This window comes from Bacillus sp. Marseille-Q1617 (assembly GCF_903645295.1).
Taxonomy (GTDB): Bacteria; Bacillota; Bacilli; order Bacillales; family Bacillaceae_B; genus Rossellomorea.
In genome coordinates this window covers 724870-741948 of the sequence record NZ_CAHJXM010000003.1, presented here as the reverse complement: position 1 = coordinate 741948, position 17079 = coordinate 724870, and the positions used below count along the sequence as shown (strand labels likewise).

General features: G+C 40.4%; 18 protein-coding genes. 8 read left to right on the top strand and 10 right to left on the bottom strand.

Annotation, left to right across the window (positions count from 1 at the left end; all coding sequences use genetic code 11):
• Positions 1-7: 7 nt before the first annotated feature.
• The 8 genes from HWX64_RS21050 to HWX64_RS21015 all read right to left on the bottom strand — a co-directional run bounded on the left by HWX64_RS21050 (position 8) and on the right by HWX64_RS21015 (position 5653).
• Complete coding sequence (locus HWX64_RS21050) at positions 8-577, bottom strand: sulfurtransferase TusA family protein (RefSeq protein WP_175991441.1); 570 nt, start codon at positions 575-577, stop codon at positions 8-10.
• 48 nt (positions 578-625) lie between these two features.
• Positions 626-1105, bottom strand: coding sequence for a DsrE/DsrF/DrsH-like family protein (locus HWX64_RS21045; RefSeq protein ID WP_175991440.1), 480 nt, complete (start codon positions 1103-1105; stop codon positions 626-628).
• 52 nt (positions 1106-1157) lie between these two features.
• Positions 1158-1385 (bottom strand): sulfurtransferase TusA family protein, encoded by a 228-nt coding sequence (locus tag HWX64_RS21040; protein ID WP_058297472.1) that lies wholly within the window; start codon positions 1383-1385, stop codon positions 1158-1160.
• 96 nt (positions 1386-1481) lie between these two features.
• On the bottom strand, positions 1482-1742 hold the full coding sequence (locus HWX64_RS21035; protein ID WP_175991439.1) for a metal-sensitive transcriptional regulator: 261 nt from the start codon (positions 1740-1742) through the stop codon (positions 1482-1484).
• 210 nt (positions 1743-1952) lie between these two features.
• Positions 1953-2903, bottom strand: coding sequence for an ArsA family ATPase (locus HWX64_RS21030; RefSeq protein ID WP_175991438.1), 951 nt, complete (start codon positions 2901-2903; stop codon positions 1953-1955).
• Between the two features lie 25 nt (positions 2904-2928).
• On the bottom strand, positions 2929-3186 hold the full coding sequence (locus HWX64_RS21025; protein ID WP_175991640.1) for a cory-CC-star protein: 258 nt from the start codon (positions 3184-3186) through the stop codon (positions 2929-2931).
• A 90-nt stretch (positions 3187-3276) separates the two neighbouring features.
• Positions 3277-5016 carry a carbon starvation protein A gene (locus tag HWX64_RS21020; RefSeq protein WP_175991437.1) on the bottom strand — a complete coding sequence of 580 codons (1740 nt, stop codon included), beginning with the start codon at positions 5014-5016 and terminating at the stop codon, positions 3277-3279.
• Between the two features lie 232 nt (positions 5017-5248).
• Positions 5249-5653 (bottom strand): sporulation protein, encoded by a 405-nt coding sequence (locus tag HWX64_RS21015; RefSeq protein ID WP_175991436.1) that lies wholly within the window; start codon positions 5651-5653, stop codon positions 5249-5251.
• Between the two features lie 133 nt (positions 5654-5786).
• On the opposite strand from HWX64_RS21015, the gene HWX64_RS21010 reads away from it, so the two are divergent.
• Positions 5787-6119 carry a YckD family protein gene (locus tag HWX64_RS21010; RefSeq protein WP_175991435.1) on the top strand — a complete coding sequence of 111 codons (333 nt, stop codon included), beginning with the start codon at positions 5787-5789 and terminating at the stop codon, positions 6117-6119.
• Positions 6120-6225: 106 nt separating this feature from the next.
• Here HWX64_RS21010 and ltaE read toward each other — a convergent pair whose 3' ends face one another.
• Positions 6226-7242 carry a low-specificity L-threonine aldolase gene (ltaE, locus tag HWX64_RS21005; protein WP_175991434.1) on the bottom strand — a complete coding sequence of 339 codons (1017 nt, stop codon included), beginning with the start codon at positions 7240-7242 and terminating at the stop codon, positions 6226-6228.
• 282 nt (positions 7243-7524) lie between these two features.
• On the opposite strand from ltaE, the gene HWX64_RS21000 reads away from it, so the two are divergent.
• Positions 7525-8781: a helix-turn-helix transcriptional regulator gene (locus tag HWX64_RS21000; RefSeq protein WP_175991433.1), complete on the top strand. Its 1257-nt coding sequence runs from the start codon at positions 7525-7527 to the stop codon at positions 8779-8781.
• A 167-nt stretch (positions 8782-8948) separates the two neighbouring features.
• Here HWX64_RS21000 and HWX64_RS20995 read toward each other — a convergent pair whose 3' ends face one another.
• Positions 8949-9752 carry a DUF421 domain-containing protein gene (locus HWX64_RS20995; RefSeq protein WP_368495602.1) on the bottom strand — a complete coding sequence of 268 codons (804 nt, stop codon included), beginning with the start codon at positions 9750-9752 and terminating at the stop codon, positions 8949-8951.
• A gap of 106 nt (positions 9753-9858) precedes the next feature.
• Between HWX64_RS20995 and HWX64_RS20990 the strand changes: the two genes are divergently transcribed.
• The 6 genes from HWX64_RS20990 to HWX64_RS20965 all read left to right on the top strand — a co-directional run bounded on the left by HWX64_RS20990 (position 9859) and on the right by HWX64_RS20965 (position 17014).
• Positions 9859-11091, top strand: a complete 1233-nt coding sequence (locus tag HWX64_RS20990; protein WP_175991432.1) for an aminopeptidase — start codon at positions 9859-9861, stop codon at positions 11089-11091.
• Between the two features lie 169 nt (positions 11092-11260).
• Entirely contained in the window at positions 11261-12100 is an 840-nt protein-coding gene (locus HWX64_RS20985; protein ID WP_175991431.1) for an alpha/beta hydrolase, read from the top strand.
• A gap of 147 nt (positions 12101-12247) precedes the next feature.
• Positions 12248-13441, top strand: coding sequence for a class I SAM-dependent rRNA methyltransferase (locus HWX64_RS20980; protein WP_175991430.1), 1194 nt, complete (start codon positions 12248-12250; stop codon positions 13439-13441).
• 251 nt (positions 13442-13692) lie between these two features.
• Entirely contained in the window at positions 13693-14229 is a 537-nt protein-coding gene (locus HWX64_RS20975; protein ID WP_175991429.1) for an HAD-IIIA family hydrolase, read from the top strand.
• Positions 14230-14360: 131 nt separating this feature from the next.
• Entirely contained in the window at positions 14361-16274 is a 1914-nt protein-coding gene (locus tag HWX64_RS20970; RefSeq protein WP_175991428.1) for a DUF294 nucleotidyltransferase-like domain-containing protein, read from the top strand.
• Positions 16274-17014, top strand: coding sequence for a PolC-type DNA polymerase III (locus HWX64_RS20965; protein ID WP_175991427.1), 741 nt, complete (start codon positions 16274-16276; stop codon positions 17012-17014). Before HWX64_RS20970 ends, HWX64_RS20965 begins: the two co-directional genes overlap by 1 nt.
• Positions 17015-17079 lie beyond the last annotated feature (65 nt).

The window sequence follows — 17079 nt, the reverse complement described above, 5'->3', positions numbered from 1 at the left end:
AGATTTATTATTCAACGTCAGACTCTACGTCGCCTGACCATTCGCTCATGCCAGGCACTACGTTGATGACATTCTCAAATCCTTTATCTGCTAATAATTGCGCTGCCATATCACTGCGGTTACCCGTGCGGCACACCACATAAATGTTCTTATCTTTAGCAAGCTCATCAGCTTTGGCTTCTAATTCTCCAAGGGGAATGGAAACCGCTCCTGGAATGTGTTTGAATGCGTATTCTGCCTTTTCACGTACATCCACTACGAGCGTGTTGCCGTCGCCGAGCTTACCTGCCAATTCTTCATTATTGGTAACCGTTTCGTGCTTACGCTCCACACTATCTTCACCGCTTGATTTACGAACGAAGTGCTTCAGAACATCGCCTTCTTCAATCGTGCCAAGATATTCATGACCTGAACTCTTCGCCCATGCTTGAAGGTCGGCTTTTGATCCTTTATCAGTGGCCTGAATTTCAATTACGTGTCCGGCTTCAAGGTCCTTCATTGCTTTCTTCGTTTTTACGATCGGCATAGGACATGCTAAACCTTTTGCATCCAATACAAAATTCGCTTCAATAGTCATACAAAAACCTCCGAGTACCACATAGGGTATATTTTTTATTAAAAAAAATTAGATGAATAAGTTTACGTTACCGTTTTCTGCATCCGCTAGATATGCGGCTACTCCTGCATATTCAATCTCTTCCATAAGTTCATCTTTATGAAGTCCCAATAAATCCATTGTCATGGTACAAGCAACAAGCTTTACATCTTGCTCTTTAGCCATCTCAATCAAGTCAGGCAGCGGCATTGCATTATGCTTTTTCATGACTCCTTTGATCATTTTAGGTCCCATTCCTGCAAAATTCATATTGGATAAACCCAATTTATCTGCACCGCGCGGCATCATTTTACCGAACATCTTTTCCATGAAGCTTTTCTTAACAGGAACCATCTCTTCTTTTCTCAGTGCATTCAAGCCCCAGAAAGTATGGAAAATCGTTACCTCATGGTCGTATGCAGCAGCACCATTTGCGATGATGTATGCAGCCATCGCTTTATCATAATCTCCACTGAAGAGAATAATATTAGTTGATTTTGTCTCTGACATCTGTTTTCCTCCTTTAAAATACAAGAGGGGGTATGTTTCCCCTCAAAAAAATTTATCCTTTTTTAATCCAGAATGTGAATACATCATTTTCTTCTTTAGAATCTACAAGTTCATGTCCACCTGACTTAGCCCAAGCAGTCAAATCACTCTTTGCACCTTTATCAGTCGTTTGGACTTCAAGGATCTGTCCTGATTCGATTTCTTTAATTGCCTTTCTTGTTTTCACGATTGGCATCGGGCAAGCTAATCCTTTTGCGTCTAGTACTTTATCTGCGTTCATTCGTAATTCCTCCTAAATGTTTGTTTATATTTTATAATTTAAAAATACCTATAAGGGTATGTTAAATGATATAAAAAAAGTTGTCAACACTTTTAATTATCTGCTTTTCACTAACAAATTTACTGCTTCTTTTACAATTTCATCTGTATTTTCACCAGATTCTTGTGAATCTCTCACACATTCAACAAGGTTCAAACTTACAATCAAGCCGACTGAACGATCGAGAGCCGTTTTGGCTGCTGACAGCTGGGAAATCACATCTTTGCAATCTTCCCCCTGCTCCATCATCCTCAAGACTCCCCGGAGCTGCCCTTCAACACGTTTGATTCGATTTTTAACTTGAGAATTGTATTCCATGTAGACACCTCCCAGAAACAAGCTTATTGTGTTTTTTCTTGCTACATCCACAATACTATACCCTACTAGGTATATTGTCAACAGGTTATTAAAAATTTTTTCATCTTTCTTTGATTTCCAGATAAGATTTCTTTCTCAACATTGAAACGTGATGATCGATTGATTCGACCATCACATTCGCTGCTCTTCTATATTATTGTGAACGATTCCTTATACCCTTCCATATACCTCCTGCTGTATGTGCTGAACGAATGATTCCAGATGTGTGAGTGTACATACATCTTCCTCTAATAAAGGAATTTCATACAATCTCTGTTCGGTAAATTTCTTCTTCATCAGCTGCAGGTAATTTTTCTCCTGCTCTTTTCTTTTTTGAAGAAATGCCCCGTCTGCTGAAGGAGGAAGGATTTTATTGACGATCAACCCTTGAATTTTCAAATGATGCTTTTCCATTAATTCGATGGCTTTTTCCGTTTCCAGAATCGGGAGCCTCTCTGGGATCAAGACAAAGATGAACCCTGTCTGGGCTGTATCTAACATGATTGAGCGAACTTGTGCAAATTTATCTCTTCGATTCTGTAATACCTCGAAAATCGGGTCCTCCACCGGCTCCCCATCATTCAACAGCTGAGAATAGTTTTTATTTGTTTTCTTCCTTCTTTCAAGCATGCCGTCCATCCAGACACCCATCAACTCAGGAAGTGAAAGCAGGCGGATTGTATGACCGGTCGGCGCAGTGTCAAAGATGATCTTATCAAACTCATCCTTTTCTTCTAAAATGATCGATACAATCCTGTCAAATAAGGCTGCTTCTTCAGCACCCGGTGCAGATGCCGCCATATCGATTTGCCGGTGAACCTCCTCAATTATAGAGGACTTGACCATGCCTTTTAAATTATTCTTTACACCCTTGATATACGTTTGTGTTTCCAGCTCAGGATTTATTTCAAGGCCCCATAAGTTTTCAAGTAAAGGTGTTATCTCTTCACCTATCTCTTTATGAAAGATATCTCCTAAATTATGAGCTGGATCTGTTGAAATGATAAGCGTCTTCCTCCCTGACTTGGCGAACATCAAAGCTAATGCAGAAGCAGAGGTGGACTTCCCCACCCCTCCTTTACCTCCTACAAAAAGAATCGATTGCTTTTCCATATCATTCATTCGTTTTTCACACCTTCCCTTAGCTTCAGCAGCACCTTATTCCTTCCAGCGGGGAATGCTCCATACCCATCCGTAAATGCCAATCATGAAACTTCTCTATCATATACGGGTAGAGTTCCAATGTGTAGTAAAAGACCGGATTAGGGAGTCCCAGCATATCCGAATATAGTAATAAAAAGAACAAATCATCCTCATCTCTTAATTCCCTAGCAATTTCAGTTTTATGAGGATGTTTAATGATCTCATCATATAGATTGATGATGTGTTTAAATTTTTCTATCATGGATGAATGGATCATCCTTTACCTCCCCCTTAATAAAAGGGAACCCTTTCTGCGCCTCTGCTCAAAAGGGTTCCCTATCTTTCAATACGATCAGGCAGTGAACTGTGTCGGGTCCTCTCCTCTTTTAGAGAGGGATGAGGCAGCTGTGATTAAAATCCATAGTGTGAATATCAAGATGATGCTTCCAAATATAAACAAAAGCATGTTCCCTTCTGTTTCACCTATCCCGGACCATTCGAATAGTACCTGATTAATCATTGCCCAAAGCGTCATGAACATAAGGAACAGCATTGGGATCAATGTGGCAAAATAATTTCTTCCCTGTCTCTTGAGCCAAATGGTGATCAACAGTAAACTGATGCCTGCCAGCAATTGATTCGATGTACCAAATAACGGCCAAAGCAGATACCCTCCTGAACCGAATCCTTTAGGTCCTTGCGGCAGAAGTGTCAGGGCTGCACTGGATACCACGGCTATCGTGGTGGCCACATGTGTTTTCGTAAGCGGCATGACATTATACTCTTCGCCCAATTCTGCAATGATATATCTCATTAACCGTACAGAAGAATCGAGAGTGGTTGCAGCAAAGCTGACGATTATGACGGAAACGATTGTTGCAGCAATATCTGCCGGGATTCCTAAACCTGTCGCAAGCTGTCCTGCCCCTTGGATGAATACCCCCAGCCCTGCACCGCTTGCCGCTGCAAATCCGCTGTATGTAGCTTTGAATTCTTCCACATTCGGGAAAAAGGTAATGCAGGCGATGATGGCAATAAGAGCTAAAGCCCCTTCACCAACTGCCCCTAAATACCCTACAAACCTGGCATCTGTCTCTTTATTCAGTTGTTTAGATGACGTACCGGATGAGACCAACCCGTGAAAGCCAGAAATTGCTCCGCAGGCAATGGTAATGAATAATAACGGGAACCAAGAAACATCAGCCGAACCATTGGTCATAGGCGCTGTGATCTGAGGATTCGTAAATAATAACCCCAAATAAAGCAAGCCAAGCCCGACCACTAATTGATGTGAATTGATATAATCCCTGGGCTGTAATAACTTCCATACAGGAAGGGTTGATGCAATATAAACATAAATCATTAAAATGACGATCCAGACAAAAAATGCCATGCTGGTGGAACTTAAACCAAATAGAGACGATGCGCCTTCACCGCCGAAATATTTAACAAGGTCGATTTGAAGGAATTCCACCCTGCTTGCAATGATTGCAGATGCATACATCACCGCAAGGGCAACAATGGATGGCAGCAGCATGCTTCCGCTGCGTTTATATACTCTATATCCGATCCATACCGCCAATGGTATCTGGATGAAGACAGAAAGCACACTTGCCGGAAATGTAATGAAAAGATTCGCGATTACCCATGCAAAAACCGCATTGACCATTAGTACCAGGATAAGGATAATGCATAGAAAGAGTACCTTTGCCCTTTTTCCAATCAGCTTACTCGCCAATGTACCAACGGATTGCCCCTTATTTCTGACAGAAAGCACAAGCGTACCGAAATCATGCACCCCTGCAGCGAAGACCGTTCCAAGAATAACCCATAAAAATGCTGGCAGCCAGCCCCAATAAACAGCGATGGCAGGTCCTACAATCGGTGCAGCTCCAGCGACAGATGTAAAGTGATGTCCCCAAAGGACGAACTTGTTTGTCGGAACAAAGTCAACCCCATCCTTAAATTGATGTGCTGGCGTGACGTAGTTCGGATCTAATCGGTAGATTTTTTCCGCAATGAGCTTTGAGTAATACTTATACCCAAATAAAAATACGATCCCCCCTATTAATGCAAGCCAGATTCCTCCCATAATACTCCTCCTTCATAATAAGAAATACAGCCATATCATTCATTTTCATTCAGGAAGCCTTTCATGCTGCGTGAAAATACAGAATTTTTAGAATGTATTCGCTTACTACATTTTACATGGGCTTATCCTTCATTTCAACGGATTTTTACGTGATAGAATTTACTTTACATGAGCCTGAGAAAAAGGTCCTGTAAAATAAAGAGCCGGAATCCTTTAGATTCCGGCTCTTCTATTAACTCACTATGATACGGTCTTCATCTGTCGGATCGACAGCCTGGGGAATATCCACTGTTGTCCTTAAGATGGTTTGATCAGTCTCAGTTGTTTTAGGATGATTGATCTCTGTTGGGAATTGAAAGCTGATTGATTTTTTCTCCCCGGCTTTTATCGTTCCGATATCATTTAGTATGATGGTCTTCAGCTCTTTTTCGTGGTAGGGAAAGTCACTGTCCTCTTTATCTTCTTCGTATTTATGCAGAAGAAGCAATTGAACTTCATTGATCGGCTGATCAGCCTTTCCCCCTTCTATGATGACGTCCCCTTTGATAATTTCGCCTTGTTTAATGGACGCTTTTCCTACGACGGTATCTACTTTTACATGCCCGATCCCGATACTGGATAAAAATTTTTCTAGCATATTATGACCACCTTCTGATTCAAAAATTGTATGAACATCACTTTACATTACCCAAAATCTATAAAAACCTATACATATATTGCTATATTTTCGTTGAAACTATCAAAGAAACTAAAGGAAAGAAGGGATTTGAATGAAAAAATTTATTTTCACACTAGTCACGGTCTGTCTCCTAAGCTTTAGCTTACATGGATATGCTTCTGCTGAAGGTCAACAGCTCACTCCTCAGAAAGTCAATCTGTCGGACACTCAGAAACAAGAACTGGACAAATTGCATAAGCAGCTATTCACTACAAAAAAGGAACTAATCAATAAGTATGTAGAGTACGGCGTTTTCACCCAAGAACAAGGCGATATGATGCTTAAGAAAATGGAAGAACGCTATCAAAAACTTAAAGAAAATGGTTATATGATGAGATGGCATCATCATCAGGGAAAAATGCCTCAACCTCAAAAGAACAATTAAGAAAGCAGCTTCTGCCGGGGCTTGCTTACCATACCATTTAATTAAAAACTACTATCGTTCAGAAAAAGCTGGTTGGATGCTTGTCTTCTTCCCGGCTTTTTTTGTTTTAAAGGGATTTAAGGATCTTTGCCACCTTTTCCACTTCATCCATACTTACATCATAATGAGTGGTAAATCTTACAGTATCCGGTCCGAAACCACCTATCATTATTCCCTTGTCTTTAAGGAGTTCTACAAAACCTTCAGTTGAAAGTCCACTGTCCTGAATATCTGCAACTACTATATTGGTGTCAACATCATTCACCACCTTGATTCCTTTGACGCTTTGCAAAGCATCTTTGAGGACCGCGGCCTTTTCATGGTCTTCCACCAATCGCTCCCTCATGGTTGTCAGCGCCACCAGGCCGGGAGCAGCAATGATTCCCACTTGTCTCAAACCACCCCCAAGTCTCTTCCTCCACTTTCTTGCCCGCTTAATGAATGTTTCATCCCCTGCAATGATGGATCCAACTGGTGCTCCCAAACCCTTCGATAAGCAAACCTGCACAGTATCACAATGTTTGGTGAATTCCTTTACATCCTTTCCACTCCCGGCTGCAGCATTAAAAAGTCTTGCGCCATCTACGTGAACGGGAACAGAATTATTTCTGGCAATTGAATGGATAGCTTCCATGTTCTCTGGGGAAATGATTGCTCCTCCTGCACGATTATGGGTATTTTCGAGACAGATCAAGCCCGTTTCAGGAAAATGTTGATCCTCATCCCTGATCGCTTTTTTCACTGCTTCAGGATTCATTTCTCCTTTTAGACCTGGTATTGTCCTGGTCTGAACACCAGCCAAAGCTGCAACCGCACCCGATTCATAATAAAAAATATGGGAATTTTCTTCTAGTATGATTTCATTCCCAGGACGGGTATGTGTCAAAACGGCTATTTGATTCCCTTGTGTCCCGCTTGTAACAAAGAGTGCCGCTTCTTTTCCCAATATGCGGGCAGCTTCCTGCTCTAACCTTGTTACTGTGGGATCTTCCCCGTATACATCATCCCCCACTTCAGCTTCAAATGCAGCCTGCCTCATTTCCATGGTTGGTTTGGTTACTGTATCACTTCTTAAATCGATCATCCTTAACCCTCCTGAGTCTTTTATTCTTTGAACATATTATAACAAAAAAGTTTTAACTCTTTTAGGATGAAATATTCACCCTTTAAAACTTGAAGATAATTCCATATACCCATTAAAAATATAATTATAGGAATATTCGCAACATTCACTTCTTTTTTGTGTTACTATTTTAATGGATGGTGTAAAGACACTTGGTTTTTCGGGTGTACCATGTTTCTTCTATTATAATGGCGACATCAGCCCCATCCTTCATACATCACTAACGTTTAGAGGAGTAAGAACATGAATATCGGTTCAAAAATCCGCTTCCATAGACAAAAAAGAAATTTAACCCAGGAGGAACTATCAAAAGGGATCATTTCCGTCTCTTATCTTTCTAAACTGGAAAACAACCAGGTCACCCCTTCTGATGACATTATTGGTTTATTATGTGAACGTTTGGGAGTGTCCTCACTGCAAAGCGACGGACAGGAACTGAATCAGCTGCTTGAAAAGTGGAATCATTCATTATTATGGAAGAACCTCCAGGAGGCGGAATCCTACCATGAACAGATAAAAACACAGCTGGAGGACACAGATAATTTGACTCCTCAGCTTTATTATCAAATTCTGTGCATTCGCTTTGAATTGATTCACTCCAAGCTCGATCAAGCAAGAAACCATATCATACACATTCATAATCATTATAGAGAATTATCAGATACACTGAGATTTTATTATCACAAGTACAAAGGCAATTATTATTACTTGCTTCAACAATATGAGAAAGCACGAACTGAACTAAAAGAGGCCGAAACTTATTATGTTTTAGGCAGTGTGGTGAATGAAGAAGAAAGAGCGGACCTTTATTATTTATTCAGTTTGGTGTTAACACGTTTAAATGTGTACAGGCTTGCGATTTACTATGGTGAAAAATCATTATCCATATTTCAAGGAGTTTACTTCCAAAAGCGGTGTGCCGAAGTTCACTTGCTGCTTGGTATTTGCTACCGGCGAATCAGGTACAGTGAAGAAGCACTCAAACATTATGAATGGGCAAATTTTATCAGCAGTTCAATCAATTACAACAGTCTCAGCTCTATGGTGGAACAAAACCTGGGGTATTTAAAATCGGTAATGAATAAAAGCGAAGAAGCTATCCTTCACTATTCAAGAAGCATTGAACTGAAAGAATCCGATATGGAAGGAAAGTTAAACTCCATTTTAGCTCTTGTAAAGGAGTACTTTAAGTTAAACCAATTCAACCAGGTGCGGTATTGGCTCCCAAAGGGTTTGGAATTGTGTTCGAGAGACGTGTTTCCTGATAAATATTATCAACTTTCCTATTATGATTATGCCTTGAATGATTTCGCAAATGGGTTTGAATATTTTATGAAGGAACATACATTGCCCTACTTTAAAGAAAATGGTGAACTACTTTTATATGCCGAGTATTCGAAATTCCTTGGTCAATATTACCAGGGAATCAGAAAATATAAAAATGCAGCTTTTCATTTAAAGGAAGCTAATTCCATTTATGAAGATATGCTGTCCTTATAGGGAGGTGAGATCATGAAAAAGATAAAACAATTCGTCATCGTAACAAGCTTAACCGCTATGGCCCTGGGTGGAGTGGTAGTAATCAATTCACCAGAAGAAGATTTCCCGCCATACAGTGTGAAACAATAATCATTTCAGAAAGACTGGTTTTTAAATGACCAGTCTTTTTATTTCAATTCTTCAGGGGGTTCAATCATATGTGTCCCCGTCTCGACTTCACTGAACAAATCGTTTTCTTGATGAATTGTTGATGAGGAAACAGCTTCTGACACGCTTATGGAAGGTGTAATACGGCTTGTATTCACCAGTGATACATTTTCAACCATTAATCTTAATGCATGGATTTCTTGTTTCAATAGATGAATTTCACTTTTTGTCGAAGGCTGATTATTTTCTTTGAGGATAAATCCCACCTGCCCATTTGGCTCTAACGTGACTTCCTCAACATCCGAAAGAGATCGGATTTGATTCTGCCTCAATTTCATTTCCAATTGGTCGACAGTGAGTCGAAGCTTTTTAAGGTTATCTGTCTGTAACTCTCCATTTTTTACCAGGATCTTTGCTCTTCCTGTGATGAACTTTTCTATCCAATCCACCTTTATTTGCAGATATTCAACCACGACCAGAGAGAGCACCAATACCAATCCCACCATCAGGGTAGACCATATGCTTTTTCCCACAATCGGCTGAACCAAAAGCGATCCTATTCCCACCATAATGACAACCTGGGCAAGAGACATTTGAGAAATGGATTTCCTGCCAGCAATTCTCAACAGGAGTGTTCCTCCAAGCACCACAAGTATGGCTTTCCATATTAAATCCAAGTCCACTTCCATCACTCCCTTTATCTTGAAGGCTCCATTCTGAACTTTGCTGTATACACAAGCACCAAGTGCAAAATGAACACGATCACACACTCTTTTTCGGCTGTCAGCTGGATAAGAAAAACTATAGTCCCAGATTACAGCCACTTTCGATTATCATTTGATGCCTTACAGAAAATATCCATTAAATAAATGGAAATTTTCAGAATAAAGTTATATAGTTAGAAAGGATACTTAAAGGGGGAATCAAACAATGAACGCACATTACAAAGAGAATTTAGAAAGATATGCCGATCTCATTGTACAGGTTGGACTGAACCTGCAAAAAGATCAGGAATTATTAATTTCCGCTCCTATTGCAGCCTATGAATTCGTTCGTCAAATTACAGCAAAAGCATATGAAGCCGGAGCTCTACATGTCATGACAGATTTCCATGATGAAGAGTTAAAGAAGATACGGCTGGAGAAATCCAGTGAGGAAGGTTTAAAGGTATTTCCTCATTGGAAACAAAAAGGATATATTGAGATGGCGGAGAACAACGTTGCCTTATTGAACCTTATTGCGCCCAACCCTTCTCTACTCAAACAAGCAGATCCCGGCAGAGTCGCATTATTGAATAAGGTAGCTGCAGAAGCATCCAAGGAATTCTCAGCTTATATTGGAGGCGGAAAAATAAGCTGGCTGATTGCAGCTTATCCAACCGAGGAATGGGCGCAGAGTGTTTTTCCTGAGTCCGATCGTACAGAGGCAGTCGAAAAGCTTTGGGAAAACATTTTTTATACTACCAAAACAGACCGCGGCCAAACAGTTGAACGATGGGAGCAGCACATTAGTAACCTGAATGAAAGAGCCAGCCTGCTGAATCAGTCACAGTTTAAAAAACTTCATTATAAGGGACCAGGAACAGATTTGACGATTGGATTCCATCCTAAAACAAAATGGATCAGTGCCCAATTTACAAATGATAAGGGAATTCCATTTGTCCCTAACCTGCCAACGGAAGAAGTCTTTACTATCCCTGATAAAACAAGCGTAAACGGCGTAGTGAGCTCAACAAAACCACTCAATTATGGGGGGACACTTATTAAAGACTTCTCGTTGACTTTCAAAGAAGGGAAAGTAGTGGACTTTTCTGCAAGGGAAGGATATGAAACACTTAAAAATCTTTTAGCGGCAGATGAAGGTGCCTCTTATTTGGGAGAAGTTGCCCTTGTACCACATGACTCCCCTATCTCTAATACAAATATCATTTTTAATAACACGCTGTTCGATGAGAATGCATCTTGTCATATCGCGCTTGGAAGGGCTCTGTCCGTTTGTGTGGAAAATGGGAAAGAAATGAGTCAGGAAGAATTGAATGATATCGGATTTAATGAGAGCATGATACACGTAGATTTCATGATAGGGTCCAGAGATTTACATATCGATGGAGAAAAAGCAGACGGTACTTTACAGCCAATTTTCCGGAACGGCGATTGGGTTTAATGGCATACGGTAGAAAAAGGGTCTTTTCTAAAGATCCTTTTTTCATTCCATTCAACATTTAATTACCATAAATTACATACAATATGACAAATAAATTTCTTTTTTAACATTTTCAATACCACTCGAATCGCTTACAATAAAGATATAGGATTTAAAGGAGCGATATCATTTGTCAAACTTCACGAATAAACCTGCATTATTTTGGAGCGGACTTATATTAGCCTCTCTTTTCATCATAATTGTTTTATCCAAGACATCTAATGTACAATCAAGCGAAAAAGCATTAACAGAGGTTGAACGATATCCGACCGTGTTTGTACACGGATACAAAGGAACATACAATTCGTTCAAAACAATGCTTGACCGCTTCGAGCATCATCACGGCTGGGGGAAAAAGACGTTAGAAATTTATGTTTCCAGGAATGGCAGTGTATCCTATAAGGGAACGATTCCTGAAAATCCTTCTGCGCCGCCTCTCGTACAGGTGGTGTTCGAGGATAATCGGGCAGCATTGGATAAACAAGCAATATGGCTGGAAAATGCAATGAAACTTTTGCATCACCGCTTTGATGTGGAGAATGTCAATATGATCGGTCATTCAATGGGCGGCTTGGCCACAACCAAGTATCTGGAAAACGCACACGGTCAAGACTTTCTGCCAAAAACATATAAATTCATTTCCATTGCCACACCTTTTCTGGGAGTGACAAAAGATTCATATGACCAAATCAACACCGGTGCTGCAGTGATTGACTTAAAGCCAAATTCTAAAGCAATCGAACACCTGTATCATAATCGCCATTTAATTGATTCATCAATCAAAGTATTATCCATAGCGGGTTCTGGTGACGATATAGTGAATGTACCAAGCGCGCTTGCAAGCGAAAAAATCTTTGATCGAAATGAATTTATGTCTAAAATCGTTTATGACCCTTCTATTTCCCACAGCGGACTGCATGAGACCACAAAAGTCGACCGGCTTGCAGGTGATTTTTTATGGGGGAAATAATCTCTCGTTATAACCTTACCCTTGAAACCAGGGTAAGGTTTTTTTACCTCTCCCCTCTTCCCGCTGATTGGCTGCATAGGACGGTTGCGTTATTTCTTAAGAAGTTCTATACTACACAAGACTATAATGATAGTAAGGATGAATGGCATGACGACTGAAATCACCTTGAAAGCTAACCCTAAATACATAAAACAATTTATAAAAGGATTCCCTTTATTAAACAAGGAGAATGTCAGTTCACCAGTGGACAGCCTCAATGAAGGAGACATCATTAACCTTGTCGATACCAGTAGAAATTTCATCGCAAGAGGATATTACGGCAAACAGAACAAAGGGCTCGGCTGGCTTGTAAGCTGGAAAGAACATGAACCGATCGATCAGGAATTTTTCAACCGAAAGTTTCAAAACGCAGTCAATCAACGGCTTCATTTTTTTTATGATGAACAAACAACAGCGTTCCGTGTGTTTAACAGTGAAGGGGACGGTTTTGGAGGAATCACGGTTGATTACTTTGAAGGATACTATCTTATCCAATGGTACAGTAAGGGTGCCTACTCATTTAAAGAAGATATCGTCTCCGTGATAAAAAAGCTTCCTAATTATAAAGGTCTTTATCAGAAGAAGCGATTTTCCGTTGAAGGGAAGTATGTGGATGAAGATGACTTCGTTCATGGCGAACGTCCTTCCTTCCCTTTACTGGTAAAGGAAAACGGCGTCAACTTTGCCATCTACCTGAATGACGGTGCAATGGTCGGTGTTTTCCTGGATCAGCGGGATGTGAGAAAGCTGATCCGTGATAAATATGCTGAGGGTAAAAAGGTTCTAAATACCTTTTCCTATACAGGAGCTTTTTCTGTATTCGCTGCCCTTGGTGGTGCCTCAGAAACAACTAGTGTGGACTTAGCTAATCGAAGCCTGAGTAAAACGATTGAACAATTCAGCATCAACGGGATTGATTACGAGGCACAAAATATTGTCGTAGAGGATGTATTCAAGTACTTTAAATTTGCTGTGAAGAAAGAACTTACTTTTGATATGGTCATCCTTGATCCTCCAAGTTTTGCGCGTTCCAAAAAGCACACTTTTTCAGCCTCTAAAGACTACAAGGACTTACTTAAAGAAGCTATCGCCATCACAGAAAAGAATGGAGTGATTGTGGCTTCGACAAATTGCAGCACCTTCAATATGAAGAAATTCAAAGGGTTCATAGATACGGCTTTCAAAGAAACCAGCGGAACATATCAGCTGCTGGAGGAGTTTACACTTCCTGAAGATTTTAAAACAATCAACCAATACAAACAAGGTGATTACCTTAAGGTCGTATTTATTCAAAAACGTTGAATATATTTCTGGAGAGTTTCATTCGAGACTTTCCTTTTTTATTTCCCTCTGCCCTCTTCCATGTAATTATTCAGACAGATTGGGTAAACTTGATATCGAGAGTCTCTTATTGTTATAAGCAGGATAGTATAGGACATTCTATGTCGCCCGAAATAATGACAGACTATTCTGTCATTATTTCCTTGGAAACCGCAAGATACGACAAACCATACTTATCACTGTAGAATTTAATCGAATGAGGGGTGTTATTGTTGAATAAAGCGGTATTTCTTGATCGTGACGGGGTTATTAATGAAGTAAAATCGAAACGGGTAAAGTTTGTAAACAAGCCGGAGCAGTTTTATTTCCTAGAAGGTGTAAAGGAAGCAGTCAAATTATTGACTGATGAAGGTTTTCATTTATTTGTCGTTACCAACCAAGGCGGAGTTGGTCTTGGATACTTATCACATGAACATTTACAATCCATCCATGATTATATGGTCGCGGAACTTGAGACAGCGGGGGGGAAAATCCATGAAGTTTCCTGCTGCACCCACAAACCTCATGAAGGCTGTGCTTGCAGAAAGCCGGAACCTGGAATGATGGTGGAGCTCTCAAAGAAATACGATCTCGATCTTTCATCTTCGTTTATGATTGGTGACAGAGAGCCGGATATAGAGGCTGGACGTAAAGCTGGGTGTAAAACCATATTAATTTCCGATGCCGCTTCCCCCCTTTATGATGCTGATTATGTCTTTAAGTCTTTATCTGATGCAGCTGCATTTGTGGCAGACTTATCAAATTCATAGTGCACCTATCCCCTGCTCTCTATTTGGCAGGGGTTTATTTTTCTCCCCAATCCCCGCCGTTTTATCCTTTTCCAAATAGGGAAATCTATGTTAGAGTACTATGGAACTAGTAAGAAAGGGAGGGAATCGTCTTGGAGCAGCATGAACTTTTAGAGATCATCAAAAACGTGTATCCGTTTGATTTGCTGACAGAAGACCAATTAAGCTATATTATTTCGGGTTCAAAATATACTACATTCAAAAAAGGTGAATTCCTTTTCCATGAAGATGAAACACTTGAAGAACTTGACATATATTTCCTTGTTTCTGGCCTGGCTAAAAATGTCCTTCACCGGACAAGCGGTAAGCAATATTCTTTAAGATTTTATTACCCGGGTGACCTGATTGGGATTATGATCATGCTGACAAGCGGGGAAATGACTTTTTCGGTACAAGCGATGGAAGATTGTAATGTGTTTCGCATCCAGAAGCAGCGCCTGCTTGATATCATGACAAAGAATAATGATTTCTCTAAAATTGTGTTTGAAAGTATCGGAAACCGCATGAAAACTCTATATGACGAAATCAAATCGAAGTCGTCAGATAACGATGAGGAAAATATCTCGCTTTTCCGTACAAAAGTACATACCCTGATGGACTTCCCCACTTTTATCGGTGAAGATGATACAATTCTGCAAGCTGCACAGTTAATGAAAGAAAGAAATACATACGGGTTGGTTACAGTCGATACGAACGGTAAAATGAAAGGAATCCTTACTCAGAGAGAGATTCTCTCCTATCTTACTGAGCCGGCTGGATCTGAGAAAGTGCAGGATTGGATGAAACGCAACCCTTTCTGGATCAGAGATGAGTCATTCGCATACGAGGCCTTGTCTTATTTTAAACACGAGGAAGTGGATTTTGTGCCTATCATCCGGAATGATTCTGTAGTAGGCGTGCTTACTAGCAGCTCATTCCTGAATATTCAGGATTCAAATTACCTCGATCTATCCTACCGGATTCAAAAAGCAGTCAGTAAGGAAGAATTGGTTCAATTGGCTACGGTCAAAAGTGAGACCTTCCAGCAATTCATCGGAGACCTTCTCCTTCAGGACAGCCCGGGATATGATGTATGTGAAGTCATCAGCAATTACAATGACCGCCTGCACCGAAAGATCATCCAATTAACGGAGAAGGAAATGCGGGAAGAAGGATTTGGACGTGCACCCATCAACTATTGCTTCATTGTTATGGGAAGCCAGGGACGGAGTGAGCAGGGATTTCATACGGATCAGGATAATGGAATCATATTGGATGACTACAGCCACCTATCAGATACGAAAAGAGTGGATACGTACTTTCAAGCCTTTACTGAAAAGTTAAATCATAAACTTGCGGCATGCGGGTTCCCTGAGTGTACAGGCGGAATCATGGCAAAAGAACAGAAATGGAAACGATCCTACACTGACTGGAAAAAAGCGATTGATGAATGGCTGCATGAAATGGACGCACAAGAAGTCCAGAATACCACGATGTTTTATGATTTCCGGCCGATCTATGGTGATTATTCAATTGCTGAGGAAATCCGTAACTATCTGGCTGAAAAATCAAAGCGCTCCCTCAACATGCAGCAGCTTCTTAGAAAAGATGCATTACGCTTCAAGCTCCCTGTCGGACCCCTTGGCAGGGTCAACCTAAAACCCAAGAATCACTTATTCAACATCAAGAAGTCGGGTCTCCTGCAAATTGTCAACATGATAAGGATTCACAGCGTCAAATATGGTGTGAAAGAGGTAAATACCATAAAGAGAGTAAATGCACTGAAGAATATGCAGGCTTTTCACCCCAGGGATGCAGAGAATGTAAAGATGGCGATGCACATTCTTTTAAGCCTTCGCACAAAACAAAACCTGAAAGAGTTAAAAGAAGGCAAACTGCTTAGTAATGACATTGATGTCCGTGAATTGTCAAAAGAAGAAAGACAAAGATTGAAGGAAGCCATCCAGATCGCAAACCGATTACAGCAAGTGATGGAAATAAGCTTTAACAGAAATCGGGTGGTTTGATGAATGACATAGGAATAAATGCAGGATACCGCATCCTGAAATATTATTTATGGCAGCAGTTTTTCTTCAGGGCCCAGGTGAATATTGAAAAGGCACGGCCATCTTACTATAAAGTAGCCGCTGCATTAAAAGAATTTGAAGCAGAAAAACCAACTCTTCAACAGAAGCACTTGTTTAATTGTACGTTTACCATTTTTGATTTGGAGACCACAGGTTTCTTCCCTGAAGTGGGTGATGAAATCATTTCAATCGGGGCAGTGAAAGTTTCTGAAGGGGAAATGAAGGAAGATGAGACATTTTACAAAGTCATCGATCCTCTTCAAACAGTCTCAAGAAAGACAAAAAAATTCACTGGGTTAAAGAGAAAAGATTTTAAGAATGGGGTCACGCTCCCTGTAGGACTAAAACATTTTTTTGAATTCAGTAAAGGAACCATTTTAGTCGCCCACCCTGCAAGCTTTGATATCAATTTTCTTCAGAAGAGATTGCATAAGTGGGAGCTTCCCTCGTTCCAGCCCGAGTACATCGATTCTTTTGCTCTCGCCAATGCATTATTGGAACGAGATGACTGTTACTTGGATGCAATGGTAAAAAAATTCGGTATCAATAAGAAAACAAGGCATCATGCATTGAATGATGCCATCATGACGGCTGAAATATTCGAACATCTGCTGAAGCTTTGTTATAAACACGAGGTCCATACGATTCGAGCACTGCATGAATTAATCAAAGATAAGTGAAGGTTGATGTATCACATTTATCTGAAACACAAAAAGGACTTCCAAAGGCTGTTGCCCTTGGAAGT

Excerpts from the sequence above, each read along its gene's own strand:
- HWX64_RS21050 (WP_175991441.1), bottom strand. The coding sequence starts at position 577 with ATGACTATTGAAGCGAATTTTGTATTGGATGCAAAAGGTTTAGCATGT.
- HWX64_RS21045 (WP_175991440.1), bottom strand. The coding sequence starts at position 1,105 with ATGTCAGAGACAAAATCAACTAATATTATTCTCTTCAGTGGAGATTAT.
- HWX64_RS21040 (WP_058297472.1), bottom strand. The coding sequence starts at position 1,385 with ATGAACGCAGATAAAGTACTAGACGCAAAAGGATTAGCTTGCCCGATG.
- HWX64_RS21035 (WP_175991439.1), bottom strand. The coding sequence starts at position 1,742 with ATGGAATACAATTCTCAAGTTAAAAATCGAATCAAACGTGTTGAAGGG.
- HWX64_RS21030 (WP_175991438.1), bottom strand. The coding sequence starts at position 2,903 with ATGAATGATATGGAAAAGCAATCGATTCTTTTTGTAGGAGGTAAAGGA.
- HWX64_RS21025 (WP_175991640.1), bottom strand. The coding sequence starts at position 3,186 with ATGATAGAAAAATTTAAACACATCATCAATCTATATGATGAGATCATT.
- HWX64_RS21020 (WP_175991437.1), bottom strand. The coding sequence starts at position 5,016 with ATGGGAGGAATCTGGCTTGCATTAATAGGGGGGATCGTATTTTTATTT.
- HWX64_RS21015 (WP_175991436.1), bottom strand. The coding sequence starts at position 5,653 with ATGCTAGAAAAATTTTTATCCAGTATCGGGATCGGGCATGTAAAAGTA.
- HWX64_RS21010 (WP_175991435.1), top strand. The coding sequence starts at position 5,787 with ATGAAAAAATTTATTTTCACACTAGTCACGGTCTGTCTCCTAAGCTTT.
- ltaE (WP_175991434.1), bottom strand. The coding sequence starts at position 7,242 with ATGATCGATTTAAGAAGTGATACAGTAACCAAACCAACCATGGAAATG.
- HWX64_RS21000 (WP_175991433.1), top strand. The coding sequence starts at position 7,525 with ATGAATATCGGTTCAAAAATCCGCTTCCATAGACAAAAAAGAAATTTA.
- HWX64_RS20990 (WP_175991432.1), top strand. The coding sequence starts at position 9,859 with ATGAACGCACATTACAAAGAGAATTTAGAAAGATATGCCGATCTCATT.
- HWX64_RS20980 (WP_175991430.1), top strand. The coding sequence starts at position 12,248 with ATGACGACTGAAATCACCTTGAAAGCTAACCCTAAATACATAAAACAA.
- HWX64_RS20965 (WP_175991427.1), top strand. The coding sequence starts at position 16,274 with ATGAATGACATAGGAATAAATGCAGGATACCGCATCCTGAAATATTAT.